Raw genomic sequence first — 17,232 nt, 5'->3', positions numbered from 1 at the left:
TTGCCGTTCTGGCCGGGTCAGCTTTCGCCGATCACGCCGCAGGTTGCCGCCTCAAGGGCGCGATCGATGCTGTCCGCCCGCGATTGATGGGGAACATAGGCTCTCAGCAGCGCGAAGCCGCCGATCTCGTCGGTCTCGATGACGATCAGGTCTTCGAGGTTCTCGGGCGGGTTTTCCCGAAGGATCGAGAGCTGCGAGGGTGTGATCACAAGCATGGACAGCCGGTCGGCCCCGGCGGTGCGGTTGTTCAGGCTGTAAAGGGCCTCACCCGCGGTGTTGAACAGGCCGATGGACCAGAAGGTCGTCGGAATGCCCGCATCGAACAGGATCGGGCCATCAGCCAGCTGGAACCGGCAGGCGGCATGTTTCATGGCGGGGTCGAGGTCGGGCAGGGCCTCTTCCTGGGGCCTGACGTCCGGAAGCAAGTTGAACTGGCGGTCCGGTCCGTGGGTAGCAATGTTGTCGTAGGCGCTGTGCTGCACATTCAACGGGATGCCGAACACGACAAGAATGTGGATCACGACCGCGAGAAACAGGATCGCGATCGCACCCAGCGTGGTCGAAAAACGGCGCGACAGGGTCATGGGCAGGCGAGCCTCTCGATGACCGGCAACGAGATGCCGTCAAGCGCCGCGCCCGTTGTCACGGGGGCATCGTAAAGGCGCAGAACCAGGCGCAGTCCGTCGCTGGCCTTTGCGCCCCGGGCGAGGGGCAACCAGTTGCCCGAGTGCGGCTTGCTCGCGGCGCTGATCGTGAACGTGCCATCCGGATTGCGCAGAAGATTCTGGCTGTCGACCTGCACGCGGCCCGGCAGCGTCGCCGTCAACCGGCCGTCGCCGTCGGTTGCGGTGAGCGTCCATAGTCTGGCGGCAGGCGTCTGCCCCGAGATCCGGTAGACGCAGGTGGGATCCAGCAGGTTTCCGGCATCGTCCTCGCGCGCAACCAGCGCCAGACCCTCGCCTGAAGCGAGCGGCACCACTGCGCCGCGGGTATAGATTGCGACCGAGTAGGGATCCGCCTCGGCGGTTCCGGCCTTGGGATAGGCGCGCCAGGCTCCAATGGAGACGGCGTTGAGAGGCTGCTCCCGCTCGATCATGACATAGGCGGAGCCGATCCCGAGCAGGGTGCCGATCACCACGATCGTCGTCAGGAACAGCAATGTGCGGATCGGACGGCTTCGATGCGGCCGGATCGCGAGCGGCAATTCCTGAACGCTGAAGTCGGTTTCCGAATAACCGGTTCCGTCGGAACTGGAGGAGGATACCGTCATTGCGCCGCCGCGAAATCGGTCGGTGCGCTTTCGCCGCCCGTTTCGTTTTTCGCGCTGTCCTTCTCGATAAGGCTCTGCAGGTTGCGGCCGATGCGCAGCAGCAGGCCCTGTGTCCGGCGCTTGAGAACGCGCGGCTGCGAAAACACGGTTGTTGCCTCGGCGACCTTTTTCGTGGACGGTGCCGACAGGCGCGGCAGGGATTCAGGGTCCACGCCCGGCATCCTGGCGAGTTCGATGCCCTCATGGGCATAGTTCATGTAGAGCTGCCAGGTCATGGCGGGCAGGCTGCCGCCGGTGACGCGCCGGGTGGATGTGAAATCATCGTTGCCCACCCAGACCGCGGTGGAAAAGTTTCCGGTATATCCGACAAACCAGGCGTCCCGGTAGGCGTTTGTCGTGCCCGTCTTTCCGGCCGCGACCACCCCGTCGATGCGCGCGCGGCGCGCGGTGCCGGCTTCAACCACATTGACCAGGATGTCATTCATCATGTGGACCTGTTCTTCCGGCAACACTCTCAAGGGTTCAGCCGCGGCTTCATCGCGTTCCCTTCGGTAGAGAAGGTCGCCGTCGCTGTTCCTGACTTCCAGGATCGCATAGGCCGGGGCCGCGTAACCGCCATTGGCAAAGGTCGCATAGGAAGACGCCATGTCGATCGCGGTGACTTCCGATGAGCCGATCGGAAGCGAGATCGAGTTTTCGAGTTCGTGCGTCAGTCCCATCGCGTAGGCGGTTTCTATGATTTTCTCGCGTCCGAAATCGAGCGACAGCCGCACCGGTATCGTGTTGATCGACTTGGTCAGGGCGGTCTTGAGCGTGACCGGGCCGCGATAGCTGCGCGTATAGTTCTTGGGCGACCAGTTGCCGATGGAGACCGGGCGGTCGGGCACGATGCTCTTGGACGTGTATCCGTTCATGAAGGCGGTCATGTAGACGAACGGCTTGAAGGACGAACCGGGCTGGCGCAATGCGTTGACGGCGCGGTTGAACTGGCTTTCGCCATAGGACCGGCCGCCGACCATCGCCACGACGGCGCCGTCCGGTATCATCGAGACGAGGGCCGCTTCGCTGGCATCGCGCAGCTTGCCGTTTTCGCGAAGCACCGTTTCAACGGCAAGGTCGGCTTGCCTCTGAAGCGCGGGATCAAGCGTCGTGCGCACGGTCACGATGCGGTCGCGGGCAAGCGCCGGGTTGCGGCGCGCCAGTTTCTTGACCTCTTCGAGCGCCCAGTCCAGGAAATATTCCGGCAACTGGTCCTGTGAGCGGTCGACCGCGATTGCAGGATTGCGCCGCGCGCCGATCACCTGGCCCTCGGTGAGCAGTTCCGCCTGGACCATGTTGGTCAGGACCTCGTTGGCGCGGGCGCGGGCCGCCGGTAGGTTGATATGCGGGGCAAATTTCGTCGGAGCCTTGTAAAGCCCCGCAAGCATTGCGCTTTCCGCCAGTGTCAGCTCACGAACGTTCTTGTTGAAGTAGAACTCGGCCGCTGCCGTCACCCCGAAAACACCGCCACCCATATAGGCCCGGTCGAGATAGAGTTTCAGAATTTCCTGCTTGCTCAGATTGGCTTCCAGCCAGAGTGCAAGATAAGCCTCCTTGATCTTGCGGCTGAGGCTGCGCTCGTTGGTGAGGAACAGGTTTTTCGCAAGCTGCTGGGTCAGCGACGAACCGCCCTGGACGACACCGCCGGCGCGCGCATTTTCAACCATCGCCCGGAATGTGCCGACGGCATCAATGCCGAAGTGGAAGAAAAAGCGGCGGTCCTCGGTGGCCAGGGTCGCCTTGATGAGGGAATCCGGGATTTCCTCCAGAGGAACGCTGTCGTTCAGCACGATGCCTCTTCGCCCGATTTCCTTGCCGAATCTGTCCTGAAACGTGACCGCGAATTCGTCCGTCGTTTTCCAGTCGGCGTAACGGGTGGCCTCGAATGCGGGCTGGGCGAAGGCCAGCACCACGAAAAAACCGATCAGGCCGAAGGTCAGTCCGTCAGACGACAACTCGGAAAGCCCGCGCCAGATGCCCTTTGCCCGGAAGCGGCGCAAAAACGCGTCATAGCCCTCGAAGAACCGCCGGATGGCTGATCCGCTTTTCCAGAGGGCAGTGTCGACGAATGCATCTAGGGACAGGAAAAACCGCCTGATACGGTGCTTCTTGCCTGGTGCATTGTCGACGGGATGAGCGTTCGTTTCGGGCTTTTCCGTCACGCGGTCAGATTCTCCTGATTATGTGCGCAGTTCCAAACTATCTCTTTTTTACGCAACTGGAAACATGCAGCCCGTGCTCAAGTGGATTGCTCCCAGCTTATTGATCCCCCGACGTGAAACGGCAGATTGAATTGTGCTGCTGAGCGTGGACGTTGCAGCATCGCGGATTGCGTGATACGCGCTCAGGTCATCGGTGCGAGAGGTAGGCGAGAGCATGGGTTCCACATCGGACCAGACCCTGAACAAAACCGCTTTCTGGAAGACAAAGTCGCTTGAGGAGATGTCGCCCGCGGAGTGGGAGGCGCTCTGCGACGGCTGCGCCCGCTGCTGTCTGAACAAGCTCGAGGACTGGGACAGCGGCGAGATCGTCTGGACCAACGTCGCCTGCACGCTGCTCGATGGCGAAAGCTGCCGCTGCAAGGACTATGACAACAGGGCTGCGACCGTGCCGGACTGCATTCAGCTGACACCGGAAGAGGTGACGACGCTGACCTGGTTGCCGCCGACCTGTGCCTACCGGCTCGTTGCCGAAGGTACGGATCTCTACTGGTGGCACCCGCTCGTTTCCGGGGACGCCAAGACCGTGCACGAGGCCGGTATCTCGGTCCGGGGGCGGACCGTTCCCGAAGACGGCATGGAGCTCGAACAGTATGAAAACCACGTCGTGAGCTGGCCCGGAGAGCATCCGGGAGAGCACCCCGGAGAACATCAGGGAGAGACCTGACCGGCGCGGTCAGGCCTGAAGCAGATAGGCCTCGACATGGCGGCGGAGCCTTGCTTCGAGAACTGCCCTGTCCGTGATCTGGTGGCTTTTGAACAGGATTGCGCCGTGGATCATGAAGGCGATCAGTCCGTCCACCAGTTCCGAAGGGAGCCTGTCCTTGCGCAGGGCCGGCTGAAGACTGTCCGATCCCTGCCATAATTCCAGGAACGTCGCGAGTTCGGCATCCAGTGCGTCGAGCGTTTCCACGAATTCCGCGGCGCAGTTCGCCTTGGTCACTCCGATATTGTCGAGAAACAGTCTGAGGATCGTCGGACTGTCGGTGATCACCGCGATCAAGGCCATCATGCGCTGCATGAGCGCTTCGACCGGGTCCGGTGGCAGAGCGCCGGGTGCCGGGCCTTCCGACGTGCGGGCGCGCAGCGCGTCAAGCCGTTCCAGCAGCACGTGAGACAGAAGACCGTCCATGTCGCCGAAGTGGGAAAAGACGGTTCCCTTGGCGACACCGGCCTCGCTCGCAACGGCTTCCGCAGTCAAGCCCTCCAGCCCGTTCCTTCTGCTCAGGTCTCTGGCTGCCTGCAGCACCCTGGCTCTTGTTGCGATGCTGCGCTGTTGCGGCTTGCGTGTCATGCGCCCTCATTAAATTGACCGCGGTCAAATAATTCTTGATTCCCGAGCATAGTGATGTCAAAAAATGACCGTGGTCAATTTTTATGGCCCGTTCTGAACAGACGAGTGAGAACATGACGAGAATATTGATACTTGACGGCAATCCGGCGAAAGGGTCGTTCTGCGGCGCTCTGGCCGCTGAATATGCGCGGGAAGCGGCAGGCAGGGGCCATGAGGTGCGCACGCGCCACCTGAGCAACATGTCATTCGATCCGGATTACGGCACGTCGGACTTCGACAAGGGACCGAAACTGGAGCCGGATCTCCTGGCCTTCTGGGATGATGTTACCTGGTGCGAGCACATCGTGATCGTGCATCCCCTATGGTGGGGCGGCCATCCGGCGAAGTTGAAGGGCCTGTTCGACCGGGTGCTTCTTTCGGGCAAGGCCTTCAGATACGTCGAAGGAAAGGCGCTGCCGGAAAAACTGCTGACTGGCCGGACCGCACAGGTTCTGGTGACTGCCGACACGCCCGGCTGGATCTTCAACTGGATCTACGGCGCGGGCATCCGCAAGCAGACGGAAAAGCAGATCCTGGCCTTCTGCGGTTTCAAGCCCAAGGGCTACCACGTCTTTTCGCCGCTTCACGGATCAAAGGAAGCGGACCGCAACAAGATGCTGTCCCGCGCGGCCGGGCTTGGGAAAAAGGCGGCCTGAACGGCCGCCTATGCTGTATCCTAGTCAGCGGCGGTGCCGGCCTGCTCGTGTTTCCTCGCGTTGTGAAAGACAACGTAATACTGATAGATGTTGCCGACATATTCGATGGGCTGGCGGCCGATCTGGGCGGCGACGATCCACTCCACATTGCCGAACCACTTGTCCGGGTCATAGCCTTCCTGCTTCGCCTTTTCGCGCAGCTTTTCGAAGCGGCTCGGACCGGCATTATAGGCGGCAAGCGCGAAGAAGGTCTGGTCGGCCTGTTCGCCCTTCAGGTCGGCAAAATACCGGTCGGCGATGTAGCGCAGGTACTTGACGCCCGCATGAACATTCTTGTCGGTGTCTGCAGCAATACCGGTGATGCTGATGGGCTTGCCCTCGGCCGTTGACGGCTTGATCTGCATGAGACCGACGGCCCCCGCGCTGCTGTGCGCCTTGGGATTGAACTTCGATTCCTGGAAACTCTGCGCCGCGATCAGGAGCCAGTCGAAGTCATATTCCTCCCCGTATTTTTCGAAAAGATCGGTGAATTTATCCAGGTCCGCCTGATAGCTCTCGTCCCGCATGTCCCGCAGGTAATCGGCTTCCTGCAGGTATTTCTTGAAGATGATGTTGCCGAGCAGCGTGCCCTTCTTGACGCTTGCGGCAAATCCGTTGATTTCCTCAAGGAGTTTGGGCGCCGTCTTGCGGACGGCAATCGCGATTTCGCCGTCTGTGCGCACCGCCGCGTCCGGATGGATCTTGAGGCCTTTCAGGATCTCAAGCCAGAGTTCCGCCTTGTGCTGGTCCACGATGGTCATCGGTATGGTCCCGGCGGCGACCATCTCCAGGATGTCTTCGTCCTCAAGACGCTCATCGGCACGCTCGATACGGATCGTTTTCGTGCCGTCGCGGGCAAACTTCCGGTTCAGGTCTTCAAGGCTCTGATAGTAGGAGGCCGAATTGCGGACATAGATGGTTTGACCGGCAAGGTCCGCCGTCGAGGTCAGGCCGCTCACGGTGTCCAGCGTGACGGGGACCTCGTGCACGTCTTTCAGGAGCGGAATGGAGAAGTCCGCAAGCTTCTGCCGTTCCTCGGTGATCGTCAGGTTGCCGATCGCGATGTCGCCCCTGTTGTCCGCAAGATCCGTGAACAGCCGCTCGCGCGGCGTCGGCATCAGCACGATTTCGAAGTCCTGGACCTTCTTGCCGTAGGACTTGTCCAGATGTTTCTCGAATTCGGTCATGAGGTCGACGGAGACGCCGCGCTGCACACCCTTGTCGATGAAAAACCCGGTCTTTGAAAACGGAATGAGGACCCGCATGTAGCCGCGCTCGAGAATGGCGTCGAAGTCGCCGTCAAAGGGTTCGCTGAGCGTTTCCTCAAGTGTGTCTGCAAGTTGCCTGTCGCTTGCCAGTGCCGGCGGCGAGAAAAGAAAGAACAGAGCAATGAACGTTGAAAACGCGAAAATAAAAAACTGAAAACAGGTTCTCGCAATGGCCACAGAAACATCCCCCCAACGTCATCCAAATAGCCTTGGGAGGAGTTAAGCCAATCAATTGCCGGCGATCAAGCGGTCCGGCGCGTTTCGGATGACCTCGGGTCACTTCGTGAACGTGAGATCCACGGTTCCGATCGTGAACCCGGCCTTTTTCACTTTTGCCGTATTGCGCACGGTGCGGCGGTCCACCTGGGTCAGCGTATCGTCGAAGGAAAGCAAAAGCGGGCCGTTTTCGGTTTCAAGTTCGGCGATATAGGCAAACCGGATCGCGCCGCTGGCATCGGTCGTCACATTGGTGGGGGCGATGACGTCCGCGCGCTGGCCGACGTAACGGCCCTCGGCGACCTTCTGGAAGAACCATGTCTTGGTGTCCTTTTCGCCGTCCTCGTAGACGAAATCCTCCCGAAGCCGCAGCGTGAATGTTCGCGGGTTCCAGGTGCCCGTGAGATAGACCGTGAACGGCCGGTAGACGCCGGCGATCTTGCTTTCGAAGACACCCTTTCCGATGGTCTTGCCACGAAAGAAATCTTCAAGAACGAGGGTGTTCGCGGCGGCCGGAACTGCCGTGATAGCAAGAAAGAAAAAAGCAATCAGCAGGTGAGGGCGGAACCTGGGCATGGGGCGTGACCTTTGGGCTTGTGACGTGCCCAGATTACGGCTGTGGTCCCGCTTCAGATTTGTTTAGAGCATTTTCCGACCAATTTGGTTCATTTGATGAGGATATCCGGTTCATTCGGCCAGGCGGGTTACGAAGCGCGATGCGGTGCATCGTGCAAGTGGCACAACGCAGCCGATGGGCCGGATATCCTCACCGTTTGTGGAACGCATTCAAGTGAGAAACACATAGATTGGCCGGGCCCTTTTTCGCTCTGGCAGCGTTGGTCCGCCCTTGTGGTGGGCAACACCGCGGCGGGCGAACCGTCTCGCCAGCGCGAAAAAGGGCCTCGGTCAAATGATCCAAATTGGTCGGAAAATGCTCTATGCGCCAAATTTGTCCTGCCACGTCGGGACTGGGTCTCCGGGAGCGGTGGAGGCGCTATAGATCCCTCTGGCAATGGCGCGGGCAAGACAGGAGGCGGCTGCCGCCCCAAGCCGGACCATGTCTTCCAGGCCGCTCTCCAGTTTGCGCTGCCCGGTCGACAGTGCAAAGACAAGGTCGCCGTCCAGTGGCGTGTGTGCAGGCCAGAGCGCCCTTGCAAGACCGTCATGCGCCATGACCGCCAATCGCTTGGCTTCACCTTTTGTCAGGACCGCATCGGTTGCAACAGCGGCAATCGTGGTGTTGGCGCCGGCCTTGAGCGCGTCGAGCTTGGTTCTGACCTCGACGGCATCAAGCGGGAAGGGGGCGGCAATGCCGCGTCCGCCGAATTCGTCGCCGATCTCGAAGGGTGACGCCCAGAAGTGGGGGCCTTCCCCGATCGTTGCGCGCCCGAGCGCGTTGACGGCGACAATTGCGCCGACGGTCACTCCGTTGTCGAGCACCTGGGAGGCCGACCCCAGACCGCCCTTCAGGTTCGCGGTCGTCGCGCCAGTGCCGGCTCCGACCGAGCCGAGCGCAAAATCAAGGGAAACGGCATCAAGTGCCGAGCGGCCGAGATCTCGGTAGGGCGCGGCTTGCCCCCAGCTCTTGTCGCCGCCGTTGAGGAGATCAAACAGGATGGCCGTCGGAACGATCGGAACCCGTACCGGGCCGACCTCGAAGCCGTAGCCGAGTTCCGCCAACCGTCCCTGAACGCCCGCGCCGGCATCGAGGCCGAAGGCGGATCCGCCCGCCAGAACGACGGCGTCGATCTTCTCGACCGTCTGTTCCGGTTCGAGCAGCGCGATTTCCCGTGTCCCGGGCGCACCGCCGTGGATTGCCACGGACGCGACAGCCGGCTCGTCGGGAAGCAGCACCGTCGCCCCCGACTTGAGATCCATGTCGGATGCATTGCCGATCTTGAGACCGGGAACGTCGGTGATGAGATTTCGAGGGCCAAACATGCGCGGAAATTCCAACCTGAGACTAGTGCGGTGAATTTGAAGTTCGCATCATTGCTGCAGCAGTCTCCGAAGCGAACTTCAAATTCGTAAACCGCACTAAAAACATAGACTTGCTAGTCACCTTCTTGAACCTGAAGTTCGTTCGAAGCCTGCTGCACAATGAGACGAACTTCAGATTCAGGTGACTAGGGTACGGACCCATAAATGAGGCCGAAATGGTTTGAGGCGGATTGCTTCTCCTCAAGGAGCGGAAGCGCAGGGAATGTGGTTCATTTTCGAGCCTTTCGCGACGCCGGGGAGGCGCAACCCGGTCAAATCCGAAGGACATGGAAATGGCTTCACCCCGTGGCGTCAGCGTGCTTGACCGGGCAGGAAGCCCGCTCCGCACACCCTTCCTAACGGGATTTCGCCATTTCGCATGCCATTTCAGCCTCATTTGTGGGTCCGTACCCTAAGGGCCAGTTTGATCCTGACGCGCTCAGGTGTCGAGGCTTTTGTACCCTCTGCGGACATAAATGAGCGACTTGCCCGGGTCGGTCATGCGCAGGTCAACGACGGTTCCGACGATGATCGAATGCGTGCCCATTTCAGACACGGAGTAGATCTCGCAATCGACGCTCAGGCGGGCGCTGTCGAGGGCTGGGCAGCCTGTGGCCAGCCGCGTCCAAGCGGCCTTCGCGAAGCGATCCGGCATTTCAAGATTGTCGCGACCGGCAAAGCTGTCGGATATGCCCTCATGGTCGTCGCTCAGGGTGTTCAGGCAAAAACACCTGTTCTGGAGCACTGCGCTGTGCACACGGGTCTGGCGGTTCAGGCAGATCAGGATACTGGGGGGATCGTCACTGACGGAGCAGGCGGCCGAGACCGTCGCCCCCTGTTGTCCTGCCGGACCGTCGGTGGTGACCACGTGAACCGCTGCCGCGATCCGGCTCATGGCCTCGCGGAAGCTTTGCGTGTCGAGCGGCAGCCGGCCTTGCTCCGAAACGGGAATCATCATGTCTTCTTGCTCCTGGGCCGGCCTCGGCGGAATCGGGTAGGATCTCAGTTTCGGGGCGGAGTTTAGACCGCGGACCATGGTATGCCTAGGCAAAATAGGGCGAAACGCTGTCCCGCAAAGACAAGGCCTGAAATTCGATCCCTTTCTCCGGATTGAGATTTTTTGCCTTCGGCGATAGGGATGAATGGTAGTTTCCCACGTGCTGGAGAACCGGATGACACAGCGGCGATTGACATTCACAGCGGCTCTTCTTGCTGCCGGGCTGACGGCCGCTCCGGCCAGCGCCGAGATATCGATCGCCGTCGCAGGACCGATGGACGGGCAGTTCCGTGACCTCGGTGCGCAGATGCGGGCGGGCGCGGAACAGGCGGTGGCCGACCTCAATGCGGCCGGGGGCGTCAATGGCGAGCGTCTCGTGCTCGAGGTGGCCGATGACAACTGCGACGCGGACAAGGCCGTCGCCGTGGCCAACCAGCTGATTGGAAAGGACGTCGTTTTCGTCGCCGGACATTTCTGTTTCAACGCCTCGATCCCGGCGAGCGAGGTCTATGCAGGGGCCGGCATCGTCCAGATTTCACCGGGAACGACCTTGCCGAAGTTCACCGACGACCGTGCCGGAGAGGGCGTGTTCCGCCTGGCGCCCAGGGACGATCAGCAAGCCGAGGTCGCCGGGCAGTTTCTGGCCGACACGTATGCAAACGACCGCATCGCCCTGCTTCATGACAAAACCGCGTATGGAAAAGGCCTGACCGACGCGGTCAAGGCGGTGATGAACGATCTGGGCAAATCCGAGGAACTCTCGCTCGGGTTCGATGCGGGCGAGGATGACTACCGATACATCGTCTCGCAGCTCGGCCTTGAAAATGTCGGCGTGGTGTTCCTGGGCGGCTATCATCCGGAGGCGGGGCTGATCAAGCTCGAGATGGACCGGCAGGGCCTTGATGCCGTGCTGGTGGCGGGGGATGCGCTGATGACCGATGAGTTCATGGCTGTGGCCGGCGAGGCAGGCAACGGTACGATGCTGACCTATCCGATCGACCCGCGCGACATAGAACAGAGCAGCGAGCTGGTCAGTGTGCTCGAAGAAGCAGGGAAGTCTGCAGACCGCTATTCCCTGGCCACCTATGCCGCGATCCAGGCCTGGGCACAGGCGGCAAATTCGGCCGGTGGCACGGAACTCCAGGCGGTTGCGGACGCGCTTTCAACCCAGACCTTCGAAACCGTTCTCGGAACGGTCGAATTCGATGAGAAGGGGGATGGCAACCGGCCGGAATACGTTATCTACGAATGGCGCGAGGGGGCGCCGAAACTGCGTTGAGGCCGGCGCAAGACGTCCGGAGAAGATGAGCGAAGGGGACGCAATCCGGCCGGATGTGCGTCCCCTTTCGTTTCAGGCCGGGCGCTCAGGTCCGGCGGCCCGTTCCGCTGATCTTGATGTTGACCTTGTCGGCATAGATCGGCAGTCCGGCTTCCATGCCATAGAAGCTGCGGAAAAATCCGCCGGAGACCGTGAAGCCGACGCGCCCATTGCCCTTGTTGCCGGTGATCTGAACGTCGAGCTTGGTCCGCTTGGTCTTGCCGCGCAGCGACAGCACGCCTTCGACTTCAGCCGTATATTTGCCGGTGATCCGGATGCGCGTGCTCTGGAACTTGGCAACGGGGTACTTGGCGACATCGAACATGGCGGAGCTTTTCAGGAAACCGGTCACCTTGTCATTGTTGGTTTTCACGCTCGAAAGGTCGATCGTCACGTTGACCTTGCTTTTTTCGGGGCGGTTCTGATCGAGAACCATCTTGCCCGACACCTTGCGGAATTCGCCCTGGACCGGGCGGCCACCCAGCACGCGCACGGAAAACCCGGTGTCGATGTTTGCGGGCGACAGCGTGTAGGTGCCGGAAATCGAGCCGGCGGCCGCCGGAAGCGACCAGCCGGCCAGCAGGGCGAAAGACACAACGATCGATTTCAGCATTCGAAAGCTGTTCGGGGTGCGGTCACGCCGGAAACGAATGGGGTGCATTGGACTGTTCCTTCCTTGAATCTCGGATCTCGTCTGGTTTCACGAATTGAGACGGGGTGGCGCGAAGCCTGTCTCCCGTTGCCTCTGTTCGTTCCAAATGTCGTCATCCAGGCGGTTCTTCATAGTGACGGCTGTCACACCCAACGCATCGGACGCCCACATTCTACGTCGTGCATCCGGCCTGGTTTCCTCAATGCCGCGAGTTTGACCATGCCGTGATGCGCGGATCCGGGAATTAACCCTCAGTTAAGAAAGTAGAGGCGGACAGCTTCTTTCAAGGTGGTAGGCACGGTATTTTCCCTTCCAAAACCAGGGAAAAGTCATGCGTCAACAGTCCTGTCCGCGGGTCGCGAACCTGCTCATTGCTCTCCTCGTCGTGTGCAGTTTTCAATTGCCTGCGGCCGCCGCCGAGCTGGTCGGATTTTCAGATCACAGGTTTCGGCCCGGCACGATCGTGATCAAGAATTCCGAAAAGCGGCTCTACCTGGTTTTGCGCGGCAAGAGGGCCATCCGCTACAAGGTCGCCGTCGGCAAACCACGCAAGGCCTGGACAGGCCGGGCGCAGATTACCGCGAAGTATATCCGGCCTGACTGGTCGCCTTCGCCGGAAGTGCGCAGGGACTTTCCGCGTCTGCCCGATGTCATACGGGGAGGCGCGCCGAACAATCCCATGGGCGCAGCCGCCATGACGCTCTCCAACGGCAACTATGCCATCCACGGCACCAACAGACCCGGCTCGATCGGACGGGCCGTGTCCTACGGCTGCATCCGCATGGCCAACATCGACATCGAGGACCTGTTTCAAAGGGTCGGCGTCAGGACGCCCGTGATCGCGTTGCCCTAACGCGAAGAGGTCGGGTCTGCAAAGCGGTCGCAGGGACAGCGTGCCGCATTTAGTTTCGGAAGTTTGAAACTATTATTGCCGGCGGGGTGTCAAAACCCGATATCCGGGCCCTGCCGGTGCCAAGTGCCCCAACGCTGCCCCGGCAGGGTTCCGGAGGAGCCAGCGGCGCCCGTTACATCTTGCGACAATTCCGGTCCCGCCCGGGGACATCTTTGCGACATCTGCCGTGTAGTCTCTCCAGATCAAGGGTTGAACCGACGGACGGGTGGTGCGGGTGTCGATTTTCAGGGACATATTGAATTCAAGGGCGTTCATCTGGGCACTGCTGGCGTTGCCTTCGATCCCGATGATGCTGGCGCTTGCCAATAGTGCGGTGTCCGAGGACGGGCGTCCGGCAACCGAATTCCTGCTTCATCCAACCGGTGAATTTGCGGCGCGCTTCATGATCATCTCGATGATCATTTCTCCCTTCCGGCTGATGTTTCCGAAGAACGCGTTCTGGTACTGGATGTTGCGCAGGCGTCGCTATTTCGGGGTTGCGGCCTTCCTGTACGCGGCGCTGCACACTGTCCTCTACCTTATCGACATGGGCTCGTGGCAGTCCATCCTGGGCGAGTTCTGGGCGCTCGGCATCTGGACCGGCTGGCTGGCCTTCTTCGTCTTTGTCCCCATGGCGGCGACGTCGAATGACGCGTCGGTCAAACGGCTCGGCCGCTACTGGAAGCCGCTGCAGCGGTTCGGATACCTGGCCGCCGTGGCAACGCTTTTGCACTGGATGTTCGTGCACAACGAGTTCGGTCCGGCCCTGGTTCATTTTGTGCCGCTCGCGCTGCTCGAGGCCTACCGGGTCTACCGGTTCTACAATCCCGCGGCCAAACCGGCTGCCGCCTGATCGGAAACCCTGCTTTAGAGAGGACGAAACGATGAACTTCACGCTTCACACGGCAACGTCGCTGCTGACTTGCTTTTTCACCTTTCCGGTCTCCGCAACGGGCATGTTCGAATGCGAAACAACCGAAAAATCGGCGTGGCTGTCCGAGCAGCAGGTCACTGAAAGACTGGTCAGCGAAGGCTGGCAGGTGCGCCGGATGAAGGAAGACGGCGGCTGCTGGGAAGTGTACGGCACGACGCCTGAAGGACAACGGGTCGAGGTCTACGTGCACCCGGTGTCGGGAGAGGTCCTGCTCATCAATCAGCGCGGCACCATACTCTACCGCAAGGAAAGCTAGGCCGAAACAGACCGGTGAGCCCCGAAACAGGCATGTCGGTCCCGTGAACCGCCATTCAGCCGATCTGCTCTAGAGCCACTTTCGGGGATCCTTCGATCCGTCTTTCCGCCGGTCTCCGGACAAGGCATCAGCCAGATCCGCAACCGCGTCAAGCGAGTGCGCGGCGCGGAATTCGTCGACATGGGGCAGCATGGCGCGGATGCCCTTCGCCTTCGCCTCAAAGCCGTCGAAGCGCAGCAACGGGTTGAGCCAGACCAGATGCCGGCAGGACCGGTGCAGGCGATCCATTTCGCGCGCCAGATCCTCATCGGTGTCTCGTTCCAGACCGTCCGTGATCAGCAGAACCGTCGGTTTGCCCGACAGGACCCGGCGCGACCAGTGCTTGTTGAAGTCGTGAAGCGCCGATGCGATCCGGGTTCCGCCGGACCAGTCCTCGACCCCGGCCGAGCAGGCTTCAAGCGCCTCGTCGGGGTCCTTCATGCGCAGTTGCCGGGTGACATTGGTCAGCCTGGTACCGAACAGGAACGTGTGCACGTCCCGCCGTTCGGCGGTCATGCCGTGGAGAAAATGCAGGAGAAGGCGTGAATACTGACTCATCGATCCGGAAATATCGCACAGCGCGACCAAGGGCGGCCGCTTCTCTGCGGGCTTTCTGAACTTCAGGTCGATGATCTCACCGCCTGCGCGCATGGAGGCGCGCAAGGTCTTGCGCGGGTCAACGCGGCCGCGCGGTGCCGCCGTCAGGCGCCGGAGCCTGATCTTGTCCATCGGCATGGCCATGGCCCGCAGCACCTTCTTGGCCGCAGCGACCTCTTCCGCCGTCATCTGGGCGAAATCCTTCGTCTGCAGCAACTCCTTGCCGGAGACGGTGAATTTCGCATCGACCTCGATCTCGGGAACGGTCTCTTCCGCTACCCGCTCCTTGGCGGCCTGGAAGGCCTGGGAAACGCGGGTCTGACCGGCTTTCGGTTTTTCCGGCGCGCCGCGCGGCGGGGCGACAGGCGAGAGGATCGACAGCATCTTCTCGATCAGGCCGCGGCTCTGCCAATAGATCCGGAAGGCCTCGTCGAACAGGACCTTGTGTTCGCGTCTGCGCACGAAAACCGAATGGAGCGTCCAGTAGAGATCCTCCCGGTTTTCGATCCCGGAGACCTCGACCGCACTGACGGCATCCACGACCGACGCCGGCCCGACCGGAACGCCCGCCTTGCGCAGCGTTCTGGCAAAATAGACGATATTGTCGGTTATCCGGGAGCGGATTTCGGTTGCTGCCATCTGTCCGCCGCTCAAACAGCCGGCATCGATTGGGCCTGCGGGACGTCCTTGCGGATCTCGTCGATCATGTGACGGACCTTGGAACCGCGCACCCTCTCGATATCATCCTGGTATTTCAAAAGAACACCCAGCGTGTCGGAGGCTAGATCGGGATCGAGCGCGATTTCGTTGAGTTCCGACAAGGCCGTCGCCCAGTCCAGGGTCTCGGCGACGCCCGGCTGCTTGAAGAGATCTTCGTCGGCACGGAGTTTCTGAACGAATGCGACAACTTCCTGGGCCAGCCGTTCGGCCGCACCCGGCACCTTTCTGCGCACGATTTCCAGTTCCCGTTCAGCATCCGGATAGTCGACCCAATGATACAGGCAGCGCCGCTTCAGGGCGTCATGGATCTCGCGCGTGCGGTTCGTCGTGATGATCACGATGGGAGGTTCCTCGGCGTGCACCGTGCCGAGCTCAGGTATCGTGACCTGGCTGTCTGCAAGCACTTCCAGAAGAAAGGCCTCGAAAGCTTCGTCGGCCCGGTCCAGTTCGTCGATCAGAAAGACCGGAGCACCATTGATCGAGGGTTCGAGGGCCTGCAGGACCGGGCGCTTGATCAGGAACCGTTCGTCGAAGATCGATCTGGACAGGTCGGCGTGTTCCGTGTCGCCCGAGGCTTCGGCAACGCGGATTTCGACCATCTGGGCCTGGTAGTTCCACTCGTAGACGGCCGAGGCGATGTCGAGGCCCTCATAGCATTGCAGGCGGATCAGGTCGCGGCCGAGCGTGGTGGAGAGGACCTTGGCTATTTCGGTCTTGCCGACACCTGCTTCTCCCTCGAGAAACAGGGGACGCTTCATCTTGAGTGCCAGGTGGAGGACGGTCGCCAGCGATCTGTCCGCGACATAACCCGCCTGATCCATGAGATGAAGCGTATCGTCGATGGAAGCGGGAAGGGGTGTCGGGCTCATGGCGTCTCCTGGGCGTTTGGTTTTCCGGCATCATATAGGTCGGACAGCCGCAAGGTCAGCCCGGACCAAAGTACGGCAAGGCGTGGAGACCCGGGTCTGACCGGTATGTGCTGACCCTAGCAAGTGATGTCTGGCGGTCATACCCTCCTCATCGCGGCTTGTCGGCATCCATTGCTGTCCCGTCTGGAAGGAACTCGCGAACTTACGTCGTTGAGAAACAGCATGATTTCATTCGGCACCAAATCGGGATCCGGCCTGTGTCCCCGATTTGTCATCCCGGTTTGCCGCAGGCGCGGCAAGGCCGGGACCCAGTACCCATTGTGGCGGAGACTGGAAAAAGACGGAAAGTCAGATGGTTACTGGGTTCCGGCCTTCCGCTTCGCTTCAGCCGGAATGACAAGTTCAGTGACTGGGGATGGCCTCGCTCAATCAATTCCGAGCTAAGCCGGACAGCAGTGGGCGGCATCAGGGGATGACCTAATGTGCAGACCCGCTCGAAACATCTATGTTTCTCCAGTTCGATTCGAGGGAGGAAATGTCGTGGCAGGCAGCAGGCTGTTTCTCGCAAGTGTCTTGATCCTGATGGCAGGACAGGCATCGCAGGCATCCGACGGGGCGTATCCGTCCGACCCGGTGAGCCTTGCGACCGGGGAGGAACTTGCGCAGATCCATTGCGCCACCTGTCATGCGGTCGGCAAGGAGGATGTCAGTGCGCAGCCGGGAGCGCCGGCATTCCGGGATCTGTCCAAACTCTATCCGCTGGAAAGCCTGGAAGAGCCGCTTGCGGAAGGGATCGTGACCGGCCATGAAAACATGCCCGAAGTGGCCTTCGAAGCGGACGACATCGACGCCTTTCTCGGGTATCTGACACTTATCCAGAGCCAGTGAACCGCGACTGAAACGAGCAGGGGGACTTGTTAGCAGTTGTTGTTGAATGC

The 17,232-nt window shown here is 60.9% G+C and carries 18 protein-coding genes; 7 read left to right on the top strand and 11 right to left on the bottom strand.

The features are described from left to right. Positions 1 to 17: 17 nt before the first annotated feature. The 3 genes from ACO07N_RS24855 to ACO07N_RS24845 are packed head-to-tail and all read right to left on the bottom strand — an operon-like array spanning position 18 to position 3,471. A complete protein-coding gene (locus ACO07N_RS24855) occupies positions 18 to 584 on the bottom strand; it encodes a DUF1254 domain-containing protein (protein ID WP_421983573.1) in 567 nt (188 codons plus the stop codon). Next, positions 581 to 1,270, bottom strand: coding sequence for a DUF1214 domain-containing protein (locus tag ACO07N_RS24850; protein ID WP_421983572.1), 690 nt, complete (start codon positions 1,268 to 1,270; stop codon positions 581 to 583). Before ACO07N_RS24850 ends, ACO07N_RS24855 begins: the two co-directional genes overlap by 4 nt. Next, positions 1,267 to 3,471 carry a transglycosylase domain-containing protein gene (locus ACO07N_RS24845; RefSeq protein WP_421983571.1) on the bottom strand — a complete coding sequence of 735 codons (2,205 nt, stop codon included), beginning with the start codon at positions 3,469 to 3,471 and terminating at the stop codon, positions 1,267 to 1,269. The genes ACO07N_RS24850 and ACO07N_RS24845 overlap by 4 nt, the downstream gene beginning before the upstream one ends. Positions 3,472 to 3,685: 214 nt before the next feature. Between ACO07N_RS24845 and ACO07N_RS24840 the strand changes: the two genes are divergently transcribed. Beyond that, entirely contained in the window at positions 3,686 to 4,195 is a 510-nt protein-coding gene (locus tag ACO07N_RS24840) for a YcgN family cysteine cluster protein (protein ID WP_421983570.1), read from the top strand. Between the two features lie 9 nt (positions 4,196 to 4,204). On the opposite strand, the gene ACO07N_RS24835 is transcribed toward ACO07N_RS24840, so the two are convergent. After that, entirely contained in the window at positions 4,205 to 4,822 is a 618-nt protein-coding gene (locus tag ACO07N_RS24835) for a TetR/AcrR family transcriptional regulator (protein WP_421983569.1), read from the bottom strand. 113 nt (positions 4,823 to 4,935) lie between these two features. Here ACO07N_RS24835 and ACO07N_RS24830 point away from each other — a divergent pair, with 113 nt between their 5' ends. After that, the gene (locus tag ACO07N_RS24830) at positions 4,936 to 5,517 is read left to right on the top strand and encodes an NAD(P)H-dependent oxidoreductase (protein WP_421983568.1); all 582 of its coding nucleotides are present in this window, start codon (positions 4,936 to 4,938) and stop codon (positions 5,515 to 5,517) included. 20 nt (positions 5,518 to 5,537) lie between these two features. Here the strand turns inward: ACO07N_RS24830 and ACO07N_RS24825 are convergent, their stop codons facing one another. The 4 genes from ACO07N_RS24825 to ACO07N_RS24810 all read right to left on the bottom strand — a co-directional run bounded on the left by ACO07N_RS24825 (position 5,538) and on the right by ACO07N_RS24810 (position 9,978). After that, positions 5,538 to 7,001 (bottom strand): transglycosylase SLT domain-containing protein, encoded by a 1,464-nt coding sequence (locus ACO07N_RS24825; RefSeq protein WP_421983567.1) that lies wholly within the window; start codon positions 6,999 to 7,001, stop codon positions 5,538 to 5,540. Positions 7,002 to 7,100: 99 nt separating this feature from the next. Beyond that, positions 7,101 to 7,616 carry a DUF3833 family protein gene (locus tag ACO07N_RS24820; RefSeq protein ID WP_421983566.1) on the bottom strand — a complete coding sequence of 172 codons (516 nt, stop codon included), beginning with the start codon at positions 7,614 to 7,616 and terminating at the stop codon, positions 7,101 to 7,103. Positions 7,617 to 7,976: 360 nt separating this feature from the next. After that, positions 7,977 to 8,981: a P1 family peptidase gene (locus ACO07N_RS24815; RefSeq protein ID WP_421983565.1), complete on the bottom strand. Its 1,005-nt coding sequence runs from the start codon at positions 8,979 to 8,981 to the stop codon at positions 7,977 to 7,979. A gap of 478 nt (positions 8,982 to 9,459) precedes the next feature. After that, positions 9,460 to 9,978, bottom strand: coding sequence for a flavin reductase (locus tag ACO07N_RS24810; protein WP_421983564.1), 519 nt, complete (start codon positions 9,976 to 9,978; stop codon positions 9,460 to 9,462). A 214-nt stretch (positions 9,979 to 10,192) separates the two neighbouring features. Between ACO07N_RS24810 and ACO07N_RS24805 the strand changes: the two genes are divergently transcribed. Next, positions 10,193 to 11,296: a branched-chain amino acid ABC transporter substrate-binding protein gene (locus ACO07N_RS24805; protein WP_421983563.1), complete on the top strand. Its 1,104-nt coding sequence runs from the start codon at positions 10,193 to 10,195 to the stop codon at positions 11,294 to 11,296. Between the two features lie 85 nt (positions 11,297 to 11,381). On the opposite strand, the gene ACO07N_RS24800 is transcribed toward ACO07N_RS24805, so the two are convergent. Further along, entirely contained in the window at positions 11,382 to 11,996 is a 615-nt protein-coding gene (locus ACO07N_RS24800) for a YceI family protein (RefSeq protein WP_421983562.1), read from the bottom strand. Between the two features lie 322 nt (positions 11,997 to 12,318). Here ACO07N_RS24800 and ACO07N_RS24795 point away from each other — a divergent pair, with 322 nt between their 5' ends. The 3 genes from ACO07N_RS24795 (at position 12,319) to ACO07N_RS24785 (ending at position 14,069) form a co-directional block, all read left to right on the top strand. Then, complete coding sequence (locus ACO07N_RS24795; protein WP_421983561.1) at positions 12,319 to 12,840, top strand: L,D-transpeptidase; 522 nt, start codon at positions 12,319 to 12,321, stop codon at positions 12,838 to 12,840. A gap of 274 nt (positions 12,841 to 13,114) precedes the next feature. Beyond that, on the top strand, positions 13,115 to 13,732 hold the full coding sequence (locus ACO07N_RS24790; RefSeq protein WP_421983560.1) for a sulfite oxidase heme-binding subunit YedZ: 618 nt from the start codon (positions 13,115 to 13,117) through the stop codon (positions 13,730 to 13,732). A 31-nt stretch (positions 13,733 to 13,763) separates the two neighbouring features. Continuing rightward, positions 13,764 to 14,069, top strand: a complete 306-nt coding sequence (locus ACO07N_RS24785; RefSeq protein ID WP_421983559.1) for a PepSY domain-containing protein — start codon at positions 13,764 to 13,766, stop codon at positions 14,067 to 14,069. A 69-nt stretch (positions 14,070 to 14,138) separates the two neighbouring features. Here the strand turns inward: ACO07N_RS24785 and ACO07N_RS24780 are convergent, their stop codons facing one another. Together ACO07N_RS24780 and ACO07N_RS24775 are read right to left on the bottom strand one after the other, a co-directional pair. After that, entirely contained in the window at positions 14,139 to 15,344 is a 1,206-nt protein-coding gene (locus ACO07N_RS24780) for a vWA domain-containing protein (RefSeq protein ID WP_421983558.1), read from the bottom strand. An 11-nt stretch (positions 15,345 to 15,355) separates the two neighbouring features. Next, a complete protein-coding gene (locus ACO07N_RS24775) occupies positions 15,356 to 16,294 on the bottom strand; it encodes an AAA family ATPase (RefSeq protein WP_421983557.1) in 939 nt (312 codons plus the stop codon). Positions 16,295 to 16,834: 540 nt separating this feature from the next. On the opposite strand from ACO07N_RS24775, the gene ACO07N_RS24770 reads away from it, so the two are divergent. After that, positions 16,835 to 17,182, top strand: a complete 348-nt coding sequence (locus ACO07N_RS24770; protein WP_421983556.1) for a c-type cytochrome — start codon at positions 16,835 to 16,837, stop codon at positions 17,180 to 17,182. Positions 17,183 to 17,232 lie beyond the last annotated feature (50 nt).

This window comes from Roseibium sp., from assembly GCF_965229775.1.
In the GTDB taxonomy this organism is placed as follows: Bacteria; Pseudomonadota; Alphaproteobacteria; order Rhizobiales; family Stappiaceae; genus Roseibium.
Note: the sequence above shows the minus strand (reverse complement) of the source record. Positions and strands in the feature narration are given on the sequence as shown.